We start from the raw sequence: 17,947 nt of genomic DNA on the forward strand, positions 1-17,947 counted from the left end.
AGGAAGGGCCGCAGCCCATTTCAGGAATTGCGAAATGCCACGCCCAACCGAATCGACCGAAAGCCAGTATGTTTCACTGACCGGAATCAAATATCTCGACAGTCTTCTATCCGGTACCAAGTGGGCTGATGATGGAATGGGCGTCAGCCTGACTTACAGCTTTATAAGCCTGGCAAATTCGTATTTCGCGACAGATTACAGCGCAGCCAATGAATACGAAGCGGGATACGAGCTGACTGCGACCCAGCGGGCCGCAGCGACCGCCGCGCTGAGCACTTGGAGCGCAGTGGCCGACATCACTTTCCGCCAGACCAGTGACAACTGGGCCAACGTTGGGGACATCCGGTTTGGCGGCTACGCACTCATGGACGCCGACGCTGCCGCATGGGCATACACGCCGGGCGACACCCCCAATGCCGGCGACATCTGGATCGGCCCGAACACCGATGACCCGTCGCCGGTCAAAGGTACCTACGATTTCATGACATTCGTTCATGAAATCGGCCATGCACTGGGACTCAAACACCCGTTCGCACCGACCCCGGGCAACGCGACGACGATGGATCCGGCGCTGGACGACATTACCCATACGATCATGAGTTATAACAACTCATACTCTTACCACCCGACCACTCCGATGCTCCTGGACATTCTGGCGATCCAGAACCTCTACGGCGCCAATACTATGTGGGCAACAGGCAACACCGTCTACTCCTGGGCAGCCAATCAATCGGTTTTCGAAACGATATGGGACGCCGGCGGTGTCGACGCGATCGACGGCAGCAACCAGGCAGCGGCCGTGCGCATCGATCTCAACGAAGGCGCGTTCAGCAAGATCGGCAAGGTCTTCAGCGACCCTGATGGCGCTGACTTCAACGAAGGGCTGGCGATTGCGTTCGGCGCCAAGATCGAAAACGCAGTCGGTTCCGGTTTCAACGACACATTGATCGGCAACGGACTGGACAACCTGCTCAATGGCATGGCCGGGGCCGATACCATGACTGGCGGTGCCGGCAACGACAGCTACATTGTCGATGACGCGGGCGATGTGGTGGTTGAAACCGGCACCTCACGCTCTGAAATCGACAGTGTCTTTTCGTATATCGACTACACCCTCGGCGACAATGTCGAAAACCTTACGCTGTCCGGCGCTGCGAATCTGACCGCCACGGGCAATGCACTGAATAACGAACTCACGGGCAACGCCGGCGATAACGTTGTGGACGGCGGCCTGGGGGCCGACATCATGACCGGTGGTGCCGGCAACGATATCTACATCGTCGATAACGTTGGCGATGTGGTCATCGAAACCCGTGCGCTGTACAGCGAGATCGATACCGTACAGTCTTCAATCAGCTATACCCTGGGTGCGAATGTTGAAGACCTCATTCTCACCGGCACTGCTGACATTAACGCTATCGGCAACGCGCTCGGCAATATCCTGGTCGGCAACTCGGGCAATAACCAGCTCAACGGTGGCGGCGGCATTGACGCCATGATCGGCGGCGATGGCAATGATGCTTACGCTCTGGATCAAGGTGCCGAACTGGGACTGATCCGCGAGTATGTCAACCAAGGCAACGACACGCTGATCACGCTTTTCAACGCCAATGCGCAATACAACCTCATCGACCTCAGCCAGAGCAATCTGCAGAACGTCGAAAACGTGACTGTGCTGGGTACGGGGGCGTTTACCATCGCCGGCAACAGCCTGAACAACGTCCTGGTCGGTAACGCTGACGCAAACTTCATCAATGGCGGCCAAGGCGCCGACACTATGACCGGCGGCGCTGGCAATGACACTTACATCGTCGACAATGTCAACGACGCAGTGATCGAGGCCGGTGCCTCGCTTACGGAGATCGATACGGTCTACTCCTATATCGATTACACCCTGGGCGACAATCTGGAGAATCTGAACCTGGCCGGCGAAGCAAATCTGAACGCTACCGGCAATGCACGCAACAACGCTATCTACGGTAATGCGGGCAACAACGTTCTGGATGGCGGCGTCGGTGCCGACTATATGGCAGGCGGGTTCGGCAACGATACCTACATCGTTGACAACACTGGCGATGTGATCTTTGAGGATTGGGATCTGGTTGGGGTGGTCGACACGGTCCGCGCCTCGGTCAGTTACGCCCTCAGTGCGAATCTGGAAAACCTTGTTCTGACTGGCACGGCCGACACCAACGCCATCGGCAACGGGCAGAACAACGTGCTGACAGGCAACGACGGTAATAACCAGCTCAATGGCGGTGCCGGAGTCGACACCATGATTGGTGGCAAAGGCAACGATGCCTACGCCCTCGACCAGTACGCCGAACTGGCGCTGATCCAGGAAAACGCCAACGAAGGCAACGACACCCTGATTACGCTGTTCAACGCGACCGCGTTGAACAGTACGATCGACCTCAACACCGCAAACTTGAAGAACGTCGAGAACCTGAGCGTGTCAGGGGCAGGCGCCTTTACGTTGGCAGGCAACGAACTGAACAACACCCTGATCGGTAACGCCGACGCCAACTTCATCAACGGTGGCAAAGGCATCGATATCATGCAGGGCGGCGGTGGTAACGACACCTACATCGTCGACAACATCCTCGACCAGGTCATCGAAACCGATGCAACACCGTCGCAAATCGATACGGTCTACTCTTACGTAAGCCATTATCTGAGTGCCAATGTCGAAAACCTTACACTGGTCGGCAACACTGACCTTACAGGCGTTGGTAACGCGCTGAACAACGTCATTTACGGTAACGACGGCAACAACCAGATCAATGGCGGCCTGGGTATCGACACCATGATCGGTGGCAAAGGCAATGACGATTACGCCCTCGACCAGTTCGCCGAACTGGGACTCATCCAGGAGAACGCCAGCGAAGGCATCGACAGGCTGCTCATCCAATACAACGCCAACGCGCAGACCAGCATCGTCGACCTGAATCTGACCAATCTGCAGCAAGTCGAAAATGTCATGTTGCTGGGTGGCGGTGAGTTCACGCTGGCCGGCAACAGCCTGAACAACGTCCTGATGGGCAACGCTGCTGCCAACTTCATCAACGGGGGCCTGGGCGCAGACACCATGACGGGTGGCGCTGGCAATGACACTTACATCGTCGACAACATCAACGATGCAGTGATCGAGACCGGCGTATCGCTGTCAGAAATCGACACGGTGTACTCCTACATTGATTACACCTTGGGTACCAATGTCGAGAATCTGACCCTGGCCGGGGGCAGCCACTTGAATGCCAACGGTAACGCCCTGAACAATGTGATCTACGGTAATACCGGCAACAACATCCTCGACGGTGGTGCGGGCGCCGACTTCATGGCGGGCGGTATTGGCAATGATACGTATATCGTCGACAACGTCAGTGACGTGATCAGCGAAACCAGCACTCTGGCCAATGAGATCGACACGGTCCGCTCCTCGGTCAGTTACACCCTCAGTGCGAATCTGGAAAACCTGATTCTGACGGGGACGGCCCACACCAACGCCATCGGCAATGACCAGAACAACGTGCTGACCGGTAACGACGGCAATAACCAACTCAATGGCGGTGCCGGAGTCGACACCATGATGGGTGGCAAAGGCAACGATGCCTACGCCCTCGACCAGTACGCCGAACTGGCGCTGATCCAGGAAAACGCCAACGAAGGCAGCGATACTTTGATCACGCTGTTCAACGCGACGTCAACCAGCTCCATGATTGATCTGAACATTGGCAACCTGCAAAACGTTGAAAACGTCACCGTACTCGGCGCCGGCGCATTTACCCTGGCTGGTAACGGCCTGGACAACATCCTGGTCGGCAACGCCGATGCCAACTTCATCAACGGTGGCAAGGGTGCTGACACCATGACCGGCGGCGCTGGCAACGACACGTATATCGTCGACAACATCGGCGATGTGGTCACCGAAACCGGCACGTCGCTCTCTGAAATCGACAGCGTCTATTCGTACGTCGATTACACCTTGGGGGCCAACCTGGAGATTCTGAGTCTTGTCGGGTCCGCCAGCAAAGGTACCGGCAACGGGTTGAACAACTCCATTTACGGCAACGACGCAGACAATGTCCTGGATGGCGGCGCGGGGACGGACACGCTCACAGGCGGCGCTGGCGCCGACACCTTCGTGTTCAGCTCGCGTACCGACATGGGCGTGGGCGCCAGCCGTGACGTGATCACCGATTTCAGCAGCCTGCAGGGCGACAAAATCGACCTGACGAAATTCGATGCGAACCTGCTGCAAGGCGGCATGGACGGTTTCACCTTCATCGGTGCCAATGACTTCACCGGTGCCGGGCAACTGCGCTTCGTCGACCACGTACTGTCGGGCAATGTCAGCGGCAATGCCGGCGCGGACTTTGAAATCCAGCTGGTGGGTGTGAACAGCTTCAGTGCCAACGATCTGGTGGCCTGACGCCCTGTTCAATTGCCAGGCCAGCAACCCCGGCCGGTGAACTGAAAACAAACGCCCCGACTGGTTCGGGGCGTTTGTTTTTCTGCCGGGTCATGGCGCGATCTCAATAGAGCAATCCCAGTTCCTTGGCGCGCGCCACTGCCTGGGTACGCCGCTCGACGCCCAGTTTGCTATTGATGTGGCTGGCGTGGGTTTTCACGGTGTGCAGGGAGATGAACAACTGCTCACTGATTTCCTGATTGGAACAGCCCTGTGCGATCAGGCGCAGTACCGCCAATTCACGGCTGCTGAGTTGTTCGGTGACAGAACTTTCCACGGTCGGGCGCAAGGCTGCTGTGGGAAAATGTGTAAGCAATTGCTGGCTGACCGCGTTGCAAGTGAGCGCCTGCAGTTGTCCTCGCAACCAGCCGGGATGAATCTTCAGCAACGCATCAAAAGGTTGAAAGGCGCCGCCGGCAGCAGCTTCCAGCGCCAGATTCAAGGTTTTGCGCGCTTCGGGCTCGCGTCCACCCGACAGCAATAAGGCCACTTTCTGTGTCATTGCCATCACGCTGAGCAACTGCCGCCCAGTACGCTGACCATTCTCATGCAACACGTTCAAACGTCCTTCGGCAAGCATCGGCTGCCCTTGAATCATGTCGAGCAGTGCCTGCTGCAATTCGACGTGCAACGGCAATTGCGGATGGAATTCCGGCGGTGCCGCGGCGCGTTCACCGGTGTAGGTCTGCCCCAGTCGCGCCAACCAGGCTTCGGCCAGATCGGTGCGCCCCTGCGCCAGCCACAGTTCGCATTTGACCAGCGTGATCATCGCCAGATAGTAGATCGGCGGCACGTCCCAGATGTGCATCAGGCGTTCAGCTTCGGCGAGTTCGGCGAAGGCCTTGGCGAACTCGCCACAGGCGCCGTCCAGGCGGGCGATCACGCAGTGACCGATCAGCACGCTGATGTCGCGACAGGCGCGCGCCTCGCCAATGCCGGCCAGCAGACGCACGCGTGCGGCCTGCGGCTGCAAACGCATCGCCAGCAGGAAACCTTCATACAACGTCAGCCGCGCGCGTACGGCGTACAGTCGTTGCGGCGACAGACCGCGCAGGCGTTCCAGGCCCTGATGCACTTCATCCAGCGCGCGCAGAATCTCGCCACGTGACTGCAGAACCCGCGCCCTGTCGTAATGCGCCAGTGCTTCGAATAATGGATTGCCGACGCGTTGCGCCAGCTCGAGGGATTCGCGATTCAGGCCGCGGGCGCGCCACAGATCACCGTCGGCGATCGCCAGATTGGATAGGGTCGACAGACACATCAGCCGCTGACCGTAACGCTTGGCCGGCAGGCTCTCCAGCGCTTCGCTGCAATAACGCAGGGTCAGTTCGCGATGGCCGCGCCCGCGAGCGATGATCCCGCTCAACGCCAGCCACTGCGCCAGCATCGACTTCTGCGCAGTGGCCGAAGGCGCCGGCAGGAAGCGGCTCAAATGGCTGGCCAGTTCTTCGGCGGCATCGAGCTGACAGGCCAGCCCCAGCGCCCAGCTATAGAGCACGATCAGCCGTGGCGTGCTGATCAGCAGGCTGTCGGGCAAGTCCATTTTCCAGCGCAGCAGCATGCCGACGTTCTGTTCGGCGAGCAGCTGCTCTTCGGACAGGTTCTGTACCAGATTCGCCGCAACATCGAGATGCCCGGCACGCAGTGCCTGCTCAACCGCTTCGTCGAGCAGGCCTTGTGCATTGAACCAGCGGCAGGCGCGCAAATGCAGCGTGGCGTTGGGCACCATCGCCCGGGCGATTGGCCGGCTGCGCAGCAAGTCAGAGAACAAATGGTGATAGCGATACCAGTGGCCGTGCTCGTCCAGCGGCACCAGAAACACTTGGTGGGCGAGCAGAAAGCGCAGGATCTCCGCGCTGTCATGAGCTTCGCGGACCGCATCGCACAGCTCGCTGCAAAAGCGTTCCTGCGGGGCGGTTTCGTAGAGAAACGATTGCACTTCGGCCGGCAGGCAATCGATGACTTCTTCGAGTAGATAGTCACGAATCAGCCCTTCCCCGCCGTTCAGCGCTTGCGACAGCGCGGCATCGTTGCCCGCCTCAGCCACCGCCAGCAGCCAGAAGCGCAGGCCGGCAACCCAGCCTTCACTGCGCTGGATCAGGCTCTCCAGTGCCTCGCCGCGCAGTGAGCTGCTGTGGCGATCGAGCAAGGTCAGCGCTTCGTCGTGGGTCAGGCGCAAATCCTGTTCGTGCAGTTCGAGCAACTGCCGCGACAGGCGCAGACGCGCCAGATGCCAGTCCGGGCGCTGGCGGCTGGTGACCATCACCAGCAAGCCATCGGGTAAATGATTGAGGAAAAATTGCAGGCAACGATCCAGCACCGGCCCCTGGGCGAGGTGGTAGTCATCGAGAACCAGCAGCAACGGCGCGGCAGGATCGAGATGCAGCGCCAGCTCATCGAGCAGACCGTCGAGCCATTCTTCAAAAGCAAATGGCTGATGGCGCTGACGCATTTTCAGCAGGCCAAGAGCACCGGCGCCCAAGGCTGGAAAATAGTCCTGGAGACCTTCAAGCAAGCGCTCAAGAAAACGTCCGGGATCGCTGTCCCGTGGACTCAAGCCCAACCAGAGACTTTGCCAGTGCGCCGGCAGGCTCTGACAGAACTCCACGGCCAGCGAGCTCTTGCCGAACCCGGCCGGGGCGCTGACCAGCAGCAACCGACCACCGAGCCCGGCCTGCAGACGCTGGCACAAACGCGGCCGCAAGACATAGCCATCAGGCAGCGGCGGGCGGAAAAAACGCCCGTCCAGTGCTGCGACGGTGATGCTTGCGGGACCCGGAAGTGGGGACAGATCAGTCATGGCCGGCTCTTGTTCGAAGGCGATTGGCGGCGTTGCAGATGTCCGCAGCCTAGCCTTAAACGAAGAGGTAATGAAGGTCGCTGCTACAAATGGCTACAAAAAGGCTACAGACACAAAAACGCCCCGAACCGGTCGGGGCGTTTTCACGAGGATGCGGCCTCGGGTTTACCCAGGTTTAGCGAACGCCATCCTGACGCAGAGCGGCCGGGGTGAAGTCGCTGGTGGTGGCGGTGAAGCCGAAGTCATAGGCCTGCTTCTCTTCGTTCTTCATGCCCAGTGCCAGATAGCGGCCGGACTGCAGGTCGTAGAGAGTTTCGAGGGCGTACCACGGCACTTGCTTGTCGTAGTAGTTCTCGGCATGCGCCTCGGCTACACGCCACAGTTGGCCACGACCGTCGTAGTGGTCGATGACCGCTGCCTGCCAGGTGTCCTCGTCGATGTAGAAGTCACGCTTGGCATAGATGTGGCGCTGGCCTTCCTTCAGGGTCGCGACCACGTGCCAGACGCGGCGCAGCTCGTAGCGTGCCAGGTCCTGGTTGATGTGGCCGGCCTTGATGATGTCCGAGTACTTCAGTTTCGGATCGTCGAGCTTGTAGCTGTCGGAGGCGATGTACATCTCTTTCTTGCCTTCGAGCTTCCAGTCGTAACGATCCGGCGCACCGTTGTACATGTCGAGGTTGTCCGAGGTACGCAGGCCGTCGGCGGCAGTACCCGGGCCGTCATACGACACTTGTGGTGCACGGCGCACACGACGCTGACCGGCGTTGTAGACCCACGCCGAACGCGGCTCCTTGACCTGATCGAGCGTCTCGTGCACCAGCAGTACGCCACCGGCCAGACGCGCCGGCGCGGTCACTTTCTGCTTGAAGTAGAAGAGGATGTTGCCCGGGTTCGCCGGATCGTAATCCTTCATCTTGTCGCGGAACACAAACTGGTCCTGGAAGTACACCAGGCTGTACGAGCCGTTCGGTTGCGGCGTGGCCTGGGTCACCAGACGGGTCACGCTGCCACCGCGATAGCGGGTGATGTGGTTCCAGATCACTTCCACGCCGGTTTTAGGAATCGGGAACGGCACGGCGGTATCGAAGTTTTCCAGACCGTTGCCGCCGGACACCAGATTGGTGCTGGTGGCGTTCTTCTTGATGGCGGCGAACACGTCATCCGGCACGGTGGCGCCGCGATGGGACGGATAGACCGGCATCTTGAAGGTTTCCGGGTAGCGCTTGAACATCGCGTACTGACCCGGGGCGAGCTTGTCCTTGTACTTGTCGACATCCTTGGCGGTGATGGTGAACAGCGGCTGCTCACTGGCGTAAGGGTTGGACAGGAAGCCCTTGCTGTCGACGCTGCCGGCGTTTTTCGGCAGTGGTTTCCAGGCCGGAATCGAGCCGTCGGCATTACCGGCCATTTCTGCGCCCATCGGCGTCAGGCTTTTGCCCAGCTTATCCGCTTCGGCAGCAGGCACCGCCGCCATGACGCTGGTCGCCAGCAGCGACAGGCCCAGAACACCGGCGTGGAACAGACTCTTTGTTATTTTCATAAATTCGTTCGTCCTGAAATGCAGTGCTTAGAAGTTCACGCCGAAGCTGAGCGCCACGAAGTCGCGGTCATCCACGGTGGTGTACTTGCCGTCGAAGAAATTGGTGTAGGCCAGGCTCGCGGTGTAGGTGTTCTGGTATTCGGCATCGACGCCCAGGCTGACCGCTTTGCGACCTTCCTCGAAGTTGCCGCCAGGGCCTGGCGAGTAACCGCTGACGTCGTGGGACCAGGCCACGTTCGGCTTGAGGTTCACGCCGGCAAACACGTCGTTGTATTCCCAGATTGCCCGGCCACGGTAGCCCCACGACATCGAAGTGGTAAAACCATCGTTGTCGCAATTGCGGCTGCGGTTGTTCTGAGGCGAACCCGGGCCGGCGCCGTTGATGGTGCTGTTGTTGAGGATGTTGGCGCAGGTATTGATCCCACCGGTGGCTGGCAACTCGCCCGGGCCGTAGACCGGATCGCGGCCATAACGCTTGTCGGAACGGCTTTCCAGGCCACCGACGTAGGTCGCGCCGACTTCACCGACGAGGGTCAGACGGCTGGCGCCCATGACCTGATCGAAGAAGTGCGTGAAGGTCGTTTGCAGTTGGGTGATTTCCTTGCGCTCGTAACCATGCAGGTCCTGGCCTGGCACGCCAGTGAGCAGCGAAGCGTTGGTCAGCGCGCCGCCCAATGGGCGTACGCCGGCAAACAGGATGTCGGTGGAGTTCAGTTGTACCGGCGCGTTCGGACGGTAGCTGATCTCACCGCTCCACGCCGTACCGGTAGGCAGGGTGGTGGAGAAGCTCAGACCGTAGAGACGAATGTCTTCCGGGTATTCGATGAAGTAGTTCGAGTTGCCCGCAACCAGCAGCGGTGCGAGCGCGGCAAACGGCCCTGGCAGACCGGCGGCGGTGTTGTACACCGATTGCGGTGCACCGGTGGCGCTGAAGATTGGCGCACGGCTGTGGTAGTTCATGAAGTAAGCGCCGAACTCGGTGTCGAGTGGCTCGAACATGTATTTGAGGGACGCGCCCCACTGACCGCTGTCGCGCGCGTCACGGTCCGGCCCACGGCGCACCAGCACGCCTTCTTGGTCGACGTTGACACCGTTGGCGGCCAACGGCCCCAAAGCGATTGCTGGAATCTGCGAACGCTTGTTCAGTACGCGCAAATTGTTGTCGCAACCGTCGGCAACGATGTCCGGCTGGGAGAAGAAGGTGCCGCAGTTGTCGACGACGGTCTGGTCCCATTCCAGTTGGTAGAACGCTTCGGCCGAGAGGTTATCGGTAAGGCTCTGGGACACGTAGAACATGTTGACCGGAATCAGGCCTTCCTTGATCTCGGCGCCCGGACGACGGAACGCGGAGACGTCGATCGGGTTGATCGAGTTGATGCCGCCGCCGATGAAGGTACTTTCACCCCAGCTCACTACCTGCTTGCCCAGACGCACGGAACCCGGCTGATCGGCAATCGCGTAGTTGTGGTAGACGAAGGCGTCGAGGATCTGTCCGCCGGAGGACTTGGCGCCCTCTTTGCGGTTGCTGTCGCTGATGTCCTTGAACTGGCGGCTCTCGTCCTTCAGTTCGAAGTCGTACCAGTACTTGCCACGGACGAACACGCCGGTGTCGCCGTATTTCAATTCAAGGTCATGGATACCCTTGAAGATCTTCGAGAAGGTCTCGCCGCTCTTGAAGTTGGCGTGGCCGTCATCGGAAGTCTGCGACAGGCCACGGCCGCCGTTGTTGACGCCGATAAGGTTCTTGTTCGGGCTCTGAGTAGACCAACTGGCGCCGATCGACAGGGACGAGTCGAACTGGCCTTCGATTTCACCGACGTTGAAACTGACGCCGAATGCAGGCCCGGCGAGCGAGGAGGCAAGACTGACCGCCAGAGGCAGTTTCGCCCGGCGCCAGAACTGGTTTACTGAGGTCATCGACGCTACTCCATGTGCATTATTGTTATGGCAGTGAGTACTTTTAAAAACGCTGTGGAGGACCGGGCGCCAGGGCTGCCCGAAATCGTTCCAGAGTTGCTCGCCCCGATCAGTGCGTGTGCTCCGTTTTCAAAAAGTCCTTGAGCGGACTATAGCCAGCGGGTGGTAGTGCTTGATCCCTCTAAAGTGTGATTTGCAGCCGCCAACCACTCTGGAACAGTCCTTTCGCCAGTCCGACACACGTCGGCACGGCAAGGATGGCTGATTTTTTCGATTTCACAAGCCAAGCGCTTGCTTGGTGGGTCTGGCGCGCCGGTTTCGGCGCGCCAGCAGGCACTTAAAGTGTCGAAAGGAAGGTGCTGTTGTTGGCCTGCCATTCGGTGATGTCGAGGCGGATGCGCTTCTTGTCGAGCTTGCCGACACTGGTCTTGGGAATTTCGGTAACAAGGGCGATCTGACTGGGGATCGCCCACTTGCTCAGGTGCCCCAGCTCGACGAACGGCTTGAGGTGTTCCTTGAGCTCGCGTGCACCAATCACCTGCCCTTCGCGGACCACCAGCAAGGCAAACGGGCGCTCGCCCCACTGCGGATCGGCGATGCCCACCACTGCTACTTCGCGTACCGCCGCATGCCGGCTGATGAGGTCTTCGAGGTCGAGGGAGGAAATCCACTCGCCGCCGGTCTTGATCACGTCCTTGATGCGATCACGGATGTCGATCACGCCCATGCTGTCGAGCGTGGCGACATCGCCGGTGTGCAGCCAGCCGCCGGCCCAGAGCTCGGCGCCCTTCTGCGGTTCGTTGAAATAACCTTCCGTCAGCCACGGCGCGCGCAGCACCAGTTCGCCCTGGGTTTCGCCGTCGGCCGGAAGGAAATTGCCATCGCCGTCGACAATCGCCGCTTCGACCAGTGGCCCCGGCACGCCGGCCTTGATCCGGTAAGTGGTGCGCTCGTCTTCGCTGCCGGCCATCAGTTCGTCGTTGAGGTGCGCGCAGGACACCAGCGGCCCGGTTTCCGACATGCCGTACGCGGCCGTCAGCTGAATGCCACGGGCCTTGGCGTTTTCATAGAGGCTGCGATTGAGTGCGCTGCCGCCGATGACGATTTTCCAGCCGCCGAAGTCGGCACCCTGCGCGGCCTTGGCGTTGAGCAGCATCTGCAGGATGGTCGGCACGCAATGGGAAAAGGTGACCTTCTCCTTGCGCCACAACTCCACCAGATACTCCGGGTCGTAGCGCCCCGGATAAACCTGCTTGAGCCCGAGCATGGTCGCCACGTACGGCAACCCCCAGGCGTGGACGTGGAACATCGGCGTGATCGGCATGTACACATCGTTGGTGCCGAGCAGCCGCACGCTGTCGATCGAACCCATGATCGTCGCCACGCCGATGGTGTGCAGCACCAGTTGCCGATGGGTGAAATACACGCCTTTCGGATTGCCCGTGGTGCCGGTGGTGTAGAACGTGGTGGCCACCGAGTTTTCGTCGAAGTCCTGGAAATCGTATTGCGCACTCGCAGCGGCCAGCAGTTGCTCGTATTCGCCGACAAGGTTCGGCAGCTCCGCGGTTTTCTCCGGGAGATCGGTCAGCAGCAGGGTTTTCTCGACCGTGGTCAACTGCGGCGCGATGGCCTGGTACAGCCCGACGAACTCGCTGTTGACCAGCACGAAGCGGTCCTCGGCGTGGTTCATGGTGTAGAGGATCTGCTCGGGCGACAGGCGCACGTTGATGGTGTGAATCACCGCGCCGATCATCGGAATGGCGAACATGCATTCCAGGTAACGGTGGCTGTCCCAGTCCATCACCGCCACGGTGTCACCGGCCTTGACCCCGGCAGTCGTCAGCACATTGGCCAGCCGCGCGACGCGTTCGATCAGGGTCGGATAACCGTAGCGCAACTGGTCGCGGTAGATGATTTCGCGGGTTTTCTCGTAACGGGCGCCGGACATCAGCAGCCGTTTGATCAGCAATGGATACTGGTAGGCCCCATCGGCCGGCGGAATGACCCGAGTCTGCAACATAAGAATCCCTTTTCTGACTGCACGGTGTTGGCGGAGAGATTCGTACTCTAGTGCGCCTGCATGACAGTCAAATCAGCCAAAGGAATGATTTGCAGAGCCGTACAAATGCTAGCTTTGCGCCAGCATTTCGGGCCGCAGTTGAAGAAAACACGACCTGTGCGAGCGAGCCTGCTCGCGAAGGCGTCGGGTCAGTCGACATTTTTGTCGACTGGACTGGCGCTTTCGCGAGCAGGCTCGCTCCCACAGGGATTGATGTGTTCCAGTTCTCAATGCATCTCGGTGAACGCGATTTTCACGCCGAGAGCAATCAGCACCGCGCCCATGGTGCGGTCGAACCAGTGGCCCATGCGGGCGAAGCCGGCGCGCACGCGTTGCTGGCTGAACAGCATCGCCACCAGGCAGAACCAGATCGCCGTTGCCAGCGCCAGGTACACGCCATAACCGGCCTGCACCGCCAGCGGCGTGTGCGGGTTGATCACCACGGTGAACAGCGAGAGGAAAAACAGCGTGGCTTTCGGGTTCAGGCCGTTGGTGACGAAGCCCGAGGTGAACGCACCCCGCGCAGTTCGCACGCCGGCTTCCTTGTGCAGATCATCAGTGACGGTTTTCGCCGGCTGCGCGCGCAAGGCCTTGAAGCCGATGTACAGCAAGTAAGCCGCTGCCGCCCACTTCAACGCATTGAACAGCACAATCGACTGCGAGACGATCAGACCGATGCCGAGCAACGAATAGCCGACATGCAGGAAAATCGCCGTGCCCACGCCCAGCGCGGTCCAGGTGCCGGCGCGACGCCCATGGGTCACGCTCTCGCGCACGACCACGGCAAAGTCCGGGCCGGGACTGGCGACGGCGAGCAAGTGGATCAGGGCAACGGTCAAGAACTCGGTCCAGTACATGGGGGCTCCTCTTGGATTGATCGATCACATCGTTGCCATGCTGTAGACGCAACTTTTGTGGGAGCGGGCTTGCTCGCGAATGCGGTGTCCCATTCAACCTTTGCATTGAATGACACACCGCCTTCGCGAGCAAGCCCGCTCCCACACGAGACGGCACTACTTCAGGGCTGAGTAACCAATTGTTTCATCTGGTAGGCTCGGCAGAGTACGCCCTCCGCTCACAGCACAAAAGGTACAGTTGATGACGAACACGCGCCGCGCGGTATTCCTTGATCATCCTTCGCTGGATCTAGGCGATCTGGACCTCGGTCCGTTGCGCGAATGCTTCAGCGACTTGCAGCTGTTCGCCCAGACTCTGCCGGAACAGGTCAGCGAACGCCTGCAAGGCGCCAGTGTGGCGATCACCAACAAAGTCGTGATCGACGCGGCCGCGATGGCTGCCAACCCGCAACTGAAACTGATCCTGATCAGCGCCACCGGCACCAACAATGTCGACCTCACTGCCGCCCGCGCCCACAGCATCACCGTGTGCAATTGCCAGGCTTACGGCACGCCGTCGGTGGCGCAACACACGATCATGCTGTTGCTCAACCTCGCCACGCGCCTGGCCGACTATCAGAAAGCTGTGGGCGAAGGCCGCTGGCAACAGGCGAAACAGTTCTGCCTGCTCGATTACCCGATCGTCGAACTGCAAGGCAAAACCCTTGGCCTGCTCGGCCATGGCGAGCTCGGTGGCGCCGTGGCGCGACTGGCCGAGGCGTTCGGCATGCGCGTGTTGCTCGGGCAGATTCCCGGGCGCCCGGCGCGGCCGGATCGTTTGCCGCTGAATGAACTGCTGCCGCAGATCGACGCGCTGACCCTGCATTGCCCGCTCAACGAGCACACCCGGCATTTCATCGGTGCCCGCGAATTGGCCTCAATGAAGCCCGGCGCATTTGTGGTCAATACCGCTCGCGGCGGCCTGATCGATGAGCAGGCGTTGGCCGACGCTCTGCGTATCGGCCACCTCGGCGGCGCGGCGACCGATGTGTTGAGTGTCGAGCCACCGACCCAAGGCAATCCGCTACTTGCGGCCGATATCCCGCGCCTGATCGTCACCCCGCACAATGCCTGGGGCAGCCGCGAGGCGCGCCAGCGTATCGTCGCCCAACTGAGCGAAAACGCCGAAGCGTTTTTTAGCGGTGAGGCGCTGCGGGTCGTCAGTTGATAAACTGCGGCACTTTTTTTCAAGGAGCAGTTATGGATCCGCGCAGTGAAGTACTGCTTCGTCAGGCCGAGTTATTCCAGGGTTCGCTGCTGTTGGCCGGCCTGCCCGCCGATGATTTGCTCGGGCGTCTGCCGAATGCGTTCGGCTGGTGCTGGCACGCTGGCGACCAAGCCGCACTGGACGCGCGTTTCGAGGGCCGCAGCCAGTTCGGCGTGAATGTCCCGGAGCGCGAGTTCGACGGCGCTGTGGTGTTCCTGCCCAAGTCCAAGGACCTCACCGATTACATCCTCAACGCCGTGGCGTCGCGTCTGGCCGGGCGCGAGGTGTTTCTGGTCGGGGAAAAACGCAGCGGCATCGAAGGCGCGTCGAAACAGCTCAACCCGTTCGGCAAGCCGCGCAAACTCGACAGCGCTCGCCACTGTCAGCTCTGGCAAGTCACCGTGGCCAATGCGCCTGAAGCGAAATCGCTGGAAAGCCTGGCGCAGACGTACGAACTGCCGCTTGCCGAAGGGCCGTTGAAGGTCATCAGCTTGCCAGGCGTGTTCAGCCACGGTCGCCTGGATCGCGGCAGCGCCCTGCTGCTGGAGCATCTGGACAAACTGCCGAGCGGCCATCTGCTTGATTTCGGTTGCGGTGCCGGCGTGCTCGGGGCTGCGGTGAAACGTCGCTATCCGCACAATCAGGTGACCTTGCTCGATGTCGACGCATTCGCTGCCGCCAGCAGCCGCCTGACCCTTGCTGCCAACGGCCTGGAAGCGGAAGTACTGACCGGCGATGGCATTGATGCCGCACCGATGGGTTTGAGCGCGATTCTGAGCAATCCGCCGTTCCATGTCGGCGTGCATACCGATTATTTCGCTACGGAGAATTTGCTGCGAAAAGCGGCGAAACATCTGAAAAACGGTGGCGAACTGCGCCTTGTGGCGAACAGCTTCCTCAAGTATCAGCCGCTGATCGAGGCGCACCTCGGCGTGTGCGCGATCAAAGCCGAAGGCAACGGCTTCCGGATTTACCGGGCCAAGCGCGGTTGAAAATTTGTTCTTGCCCAATCGGATTTGCCTAGGCAGAATCCGCTCCGTCCTAGGGGAGTAGTCTCCCACGAGCGCCATGCTCGTCCGGCATACGTCAACATACTTGATCCTCAGATCATGGCGTATGCGACCCAAGCGTCCGCACCAGACGGATCGCAGGGTTTGACAAGACCTATGACACGCACACCTTACCCGGGGCGGGAAGGCTGTACGTGTCATAGCCGTGTCGACCCGCCCCTTAGGAAATCCCTGATGCTGGACTCGCTACTCGTTCCCACCGCTATCGTTGCCTTGGCCGAAATCGGCGACAAGACGCAACTGCTCGCGCTGATTCTTGCCGCTCGCTTTCGCAAACCCTGGCCGATCATTGCCGGGATTGTCGCCGCGACTCTGGCCAACCACGCAGCAGCCGGTGCGGTAGGTGCCTGGTTCGGCAGTTTCTTCTCCGACGCCGTCCTGCACTGGATCCTCGCCGCCAGCTTCGCCGCCACGGCGCTGTGGACTCTGGTCCCGGACAAAATGGATGACGACGAAGCCAGCACGGCGCGCAAGTTCGGGCCGTTCCTGACCACGCTCATCGCGTTCTTCCTCGCGGAAATCGGTGACAAGACGCAGATCGCCACAGTGATGCTCGCCGCGCAATACCCGGAACTGTGGCTGGTGATTATCGGCACCACCGTGGGCATGCTGATTGCCAACGTGCCGGTGGTACTGGCGGGCAATTTTGCCGCAGAGAAACTGCCGCTGACCCTGATCCGCCGCCTCGCGGCTTCGGCGTTCATGATTCTGGCGATTGTTGCGGTTTATAAAGCGATGCAGAGCAGCGGTTGGGTTTGAAGCAGCTGCAAGCTGCAAGCTGCAAGCTGCAAGCTGCAAGCCCAGCGAGTCTGCTTTGACTTGTAGCTTGCCGCTTGAAGCTTGTAACTGCTCTATTCAGGACTTCGGGGCTTTTTCGTACAGCGGCATCACCTTCGGAATGGCTGCCTGCAACGCAGCAATGCGGCTGCTGGATGCCGGGTGAGTGCTCATGAATTCCGGCGGCGCGCCTTCGGAAGCCTTGCTCATCTTGTCCCACAGAGTGATCGCCGCGTTCGGGTTGTAGCCGGCGCGGGCGGCCAATTCCAGGCCGATCAGGTCGGCTTCGTTTTCGTTGGCGCGGCTGTTGGGCAAGGTCATGCCGTAGTTGGCCACGGTGTCGGCCAGCGCCAGGCTGTCCTGACCCAAGCCGAACAAGGCACCGGCGCCCTGCTTGGCCATTTCCATACCATAGGCCTTGGACATCGCTTCACGACCGTGCTCGCGCAGGGCGTGGGCAATTTCATGGCCCATGACCGCAGCGATTTCGTCGTCGGTGAGTTTCAGGCTGTCGATCAGCCCGGTATAGAAAATGATCTTGCCGCCGGGACCGCAGTTGGCGTTGAGCTCATCGCTCTTGATCAGATTGACTTCCCATTGCCACTGCGCCGCGTCGGGGCGGAAGGTCGGCGCCTGGGCGATCAAGCGGTTGGCGATGGTCTGCACGCGCTTGGCTTCCGGGCTGGTCTTGTCCAGCACACCCTTGCTCGACGCCTCGCCGACAGTCTTCTGATACGACTGAGCGTACATCTGGTCGACCTCTTGCGAGGACAGCATGCTGAACATGTACTGCTTGCGCTCCACGCCCACAGCGCCGCCGCTGGTGGTGTTGACCGACTGACAACCGGCCAGCAACAGCGCTGCGCTCAAAGCACTTACCACTAATGTCTTGTTCATTCAAAAGCTCCCTGAAAACCTGAGGCGTATCCTAGGCGGCTAATTGTATTGGCGCCAGATACAACGCACATTGCGCGCACATTCACCTAAGGCCGCAAGACTGGCTGGAAATTCCTCAACGCGCATTGAATCCGCCGTGCACCGATCCATCAGCGACATCGCGCGGCGATTCCGACCAACGTCTCTCATGGCCCCGCACACCCCGCCGATAAATCCCTCGCAGATAGTCCTCTTGCGTGCGGAGCTCCCATGAAGTTCAAGTCGATCCAGTTTTCCGTCGCCGCCCTGGCCGGCGCCATCGTTCTCAGCGTGG

The 17,947-nt window shown here is 60.2% G+C and carries 10 protein-coding genes and 1 riboswitch; of the genes, 4 read left to right on the forward strand and 6 right to left on the reverse strand.

The window, feature by feature from the left end; translation table 11 throughout:
- Nucleotides 1–34: 34 nt before the first annotated feature.
- Nucleotides 35–4,432, forward strand: a complete 4,398-nt coding sequence (locus ACZ0AZ_RS03985) for a matrixin family metalloprotease (RefSeq protein ID WP_463538742.1) — start codon at nt 35–37, stop codon at nt 4,430–4,432.
- 103 nt (nt 4,433–4,535) lie between these two features.
- Here the strand turns inward: ACZ0AZ_RS03985 and ACZ0AZ_RS03990 are convergent, their stop codons facing one another.
- The 5 genes from ACZ0AZ_RS03990 to ACZ0AZ_RS04010 form a co-directional block, all read right to left on the reverse strand.
- Complete coding sequence (locus tag ACZ0AZ_RS03990; RefSeq protein WP_463538743.1) at nt 4,536–7,271, reverse strand: LuxR C-terminal-related transcriptional regulator; 2,736 nt, start codon at nt 7,269–7,271, stop codon at nt 4,536–4,538.
- A 175-nt stretch (nt 7,272–7,446) separates the two neighbouring features.
- On the reverse strand, nt 7,447–8,811 hold the full coding sequence (locus ACZ0AZ_RS03995; RefSeq protein WP_024014265.1) for a DUF1329 domain-containing protein: 1,365 nt from the start codon (nt 8,809–8,811) through the stop codon (nt 7,447–7,449).
- Between the two features lie 27 nt (nt 8,812–8,838).
- Nucleotides 8,839–10,728 carry a DUF1302 domain-containing protein gene (locus ACZ0AZ_RS04000; RefSeq protein WP_463538744.1) on the reverse strand — a complete coding sequence of 630 codons (1,890 nt, stop codon included), beginning with the start codon at nt 10,726–10,728 and terminating at the stop codon, nt 8,839–8,841.
- A 337-nt stretch (nt 10,729–11,065) separates the two neighbouring features.
- A complete protein-coding gene (locus ACZ0AZ_RS04005; protein WP_463538745.1) occupies nt 11,066–12,748 on the reverse strand; it encodes a fatty acid--CoA ligase in 1,683 nt (560 codons plus the stop codon).
- Between the two features lie 266 nt (nt 12,749–13,014).
- Nucleotides 13,015–13,644 (reverse strand): LysE family translocator, encoded by a 630-nt coding sequence (locus tag ACZ0AZ_RS04010; RefSeq protein ID WP_129997663.1) that lies wholly within the window; start codon nt 13,642–13,644, stop codon nt 13,015–13,017.
- 241 nt (nt 13,645–13,885) lie between these two features.
- Here ACZ0AZ_RS04010 and ACZ0AZ_RS04015 point away from each other — a divergent pair, with 241 nt between their 5' ends.
- The 3 genes from ACZ0AZ_RS04015 to ACZ0AZ_RS04025 all read left to right on the forward strand — a co-directional run bounded on the left by ACZ0AZ_RS04015 (nt 13,886) and on the right by ACZ0AZ_RS04025 (nt 16,719).
- Nucleotides 13,886–14,851 (forward strand): 2-hydroxyacid dehydrogenase, encoded by a 966-nt coding sequence (locus tag ACZ0AZ_RS04015; RefSeq protein WP_039761331.1) that lies wholly within the window; start codon nt 13,886–13,888, stop codon nt 14,849–14,851.
- Nucleotides 14,852–14,883: 32 nt separating this feature from the next.
- Nucleotides 14,884–15,882, forward strand: coding sequence for a methyltransferase (locus ACZ0AZ_RS04020; RefSeq protein ID WP_463538746.1), 999 nt, complete (start codon nt 14,884–14,886; stop codon nt 15,880–15,882).
- 39 nt (nt 15,883–15,921) lie between these two features.
- A riboswitch (yybP-ykoY riboswitch) is annotated at nt 15,922–16,046 on the forward strand.
- A gap of 88 nt (nt 16,047–16,134) precedes the next feature.
- Nucleotides 16,135–16,719, forward strand: coding sequence for a TMEM165/GDT1 family protein (locus ACZ0AZ_RS04025; RefSeq protein ID WP_016773243.1), 585 nt, complete (start codon nt 16,135–16,137; stop codon nt 16,717–16,719).
- A gap of 96 nt (nt 16,720–16,815) precedes the next feature.
- Here ACZ0AZ_RS04025 and ACZ0AZ_RS04030 read toward each other — a convergent pair whose 3' ends face one another.
- On the reverse strand, nt 16,816–17,634 hold the full coding sequence (locus tag ACZ0AZ_RS04030; protein ID WP_016773242.1) for a M48 family metallopeptidase: 819 nt from the start codon (nt 17,632–17,634) through the stop codon (nt 16,816–16,818).
- Nucleotides 17,635–17,947 lie beyond the last annotated feature (313 nt).

It is taken from the genome of Pseudomonas sp. AC239 (assembly GCF_979258545.1).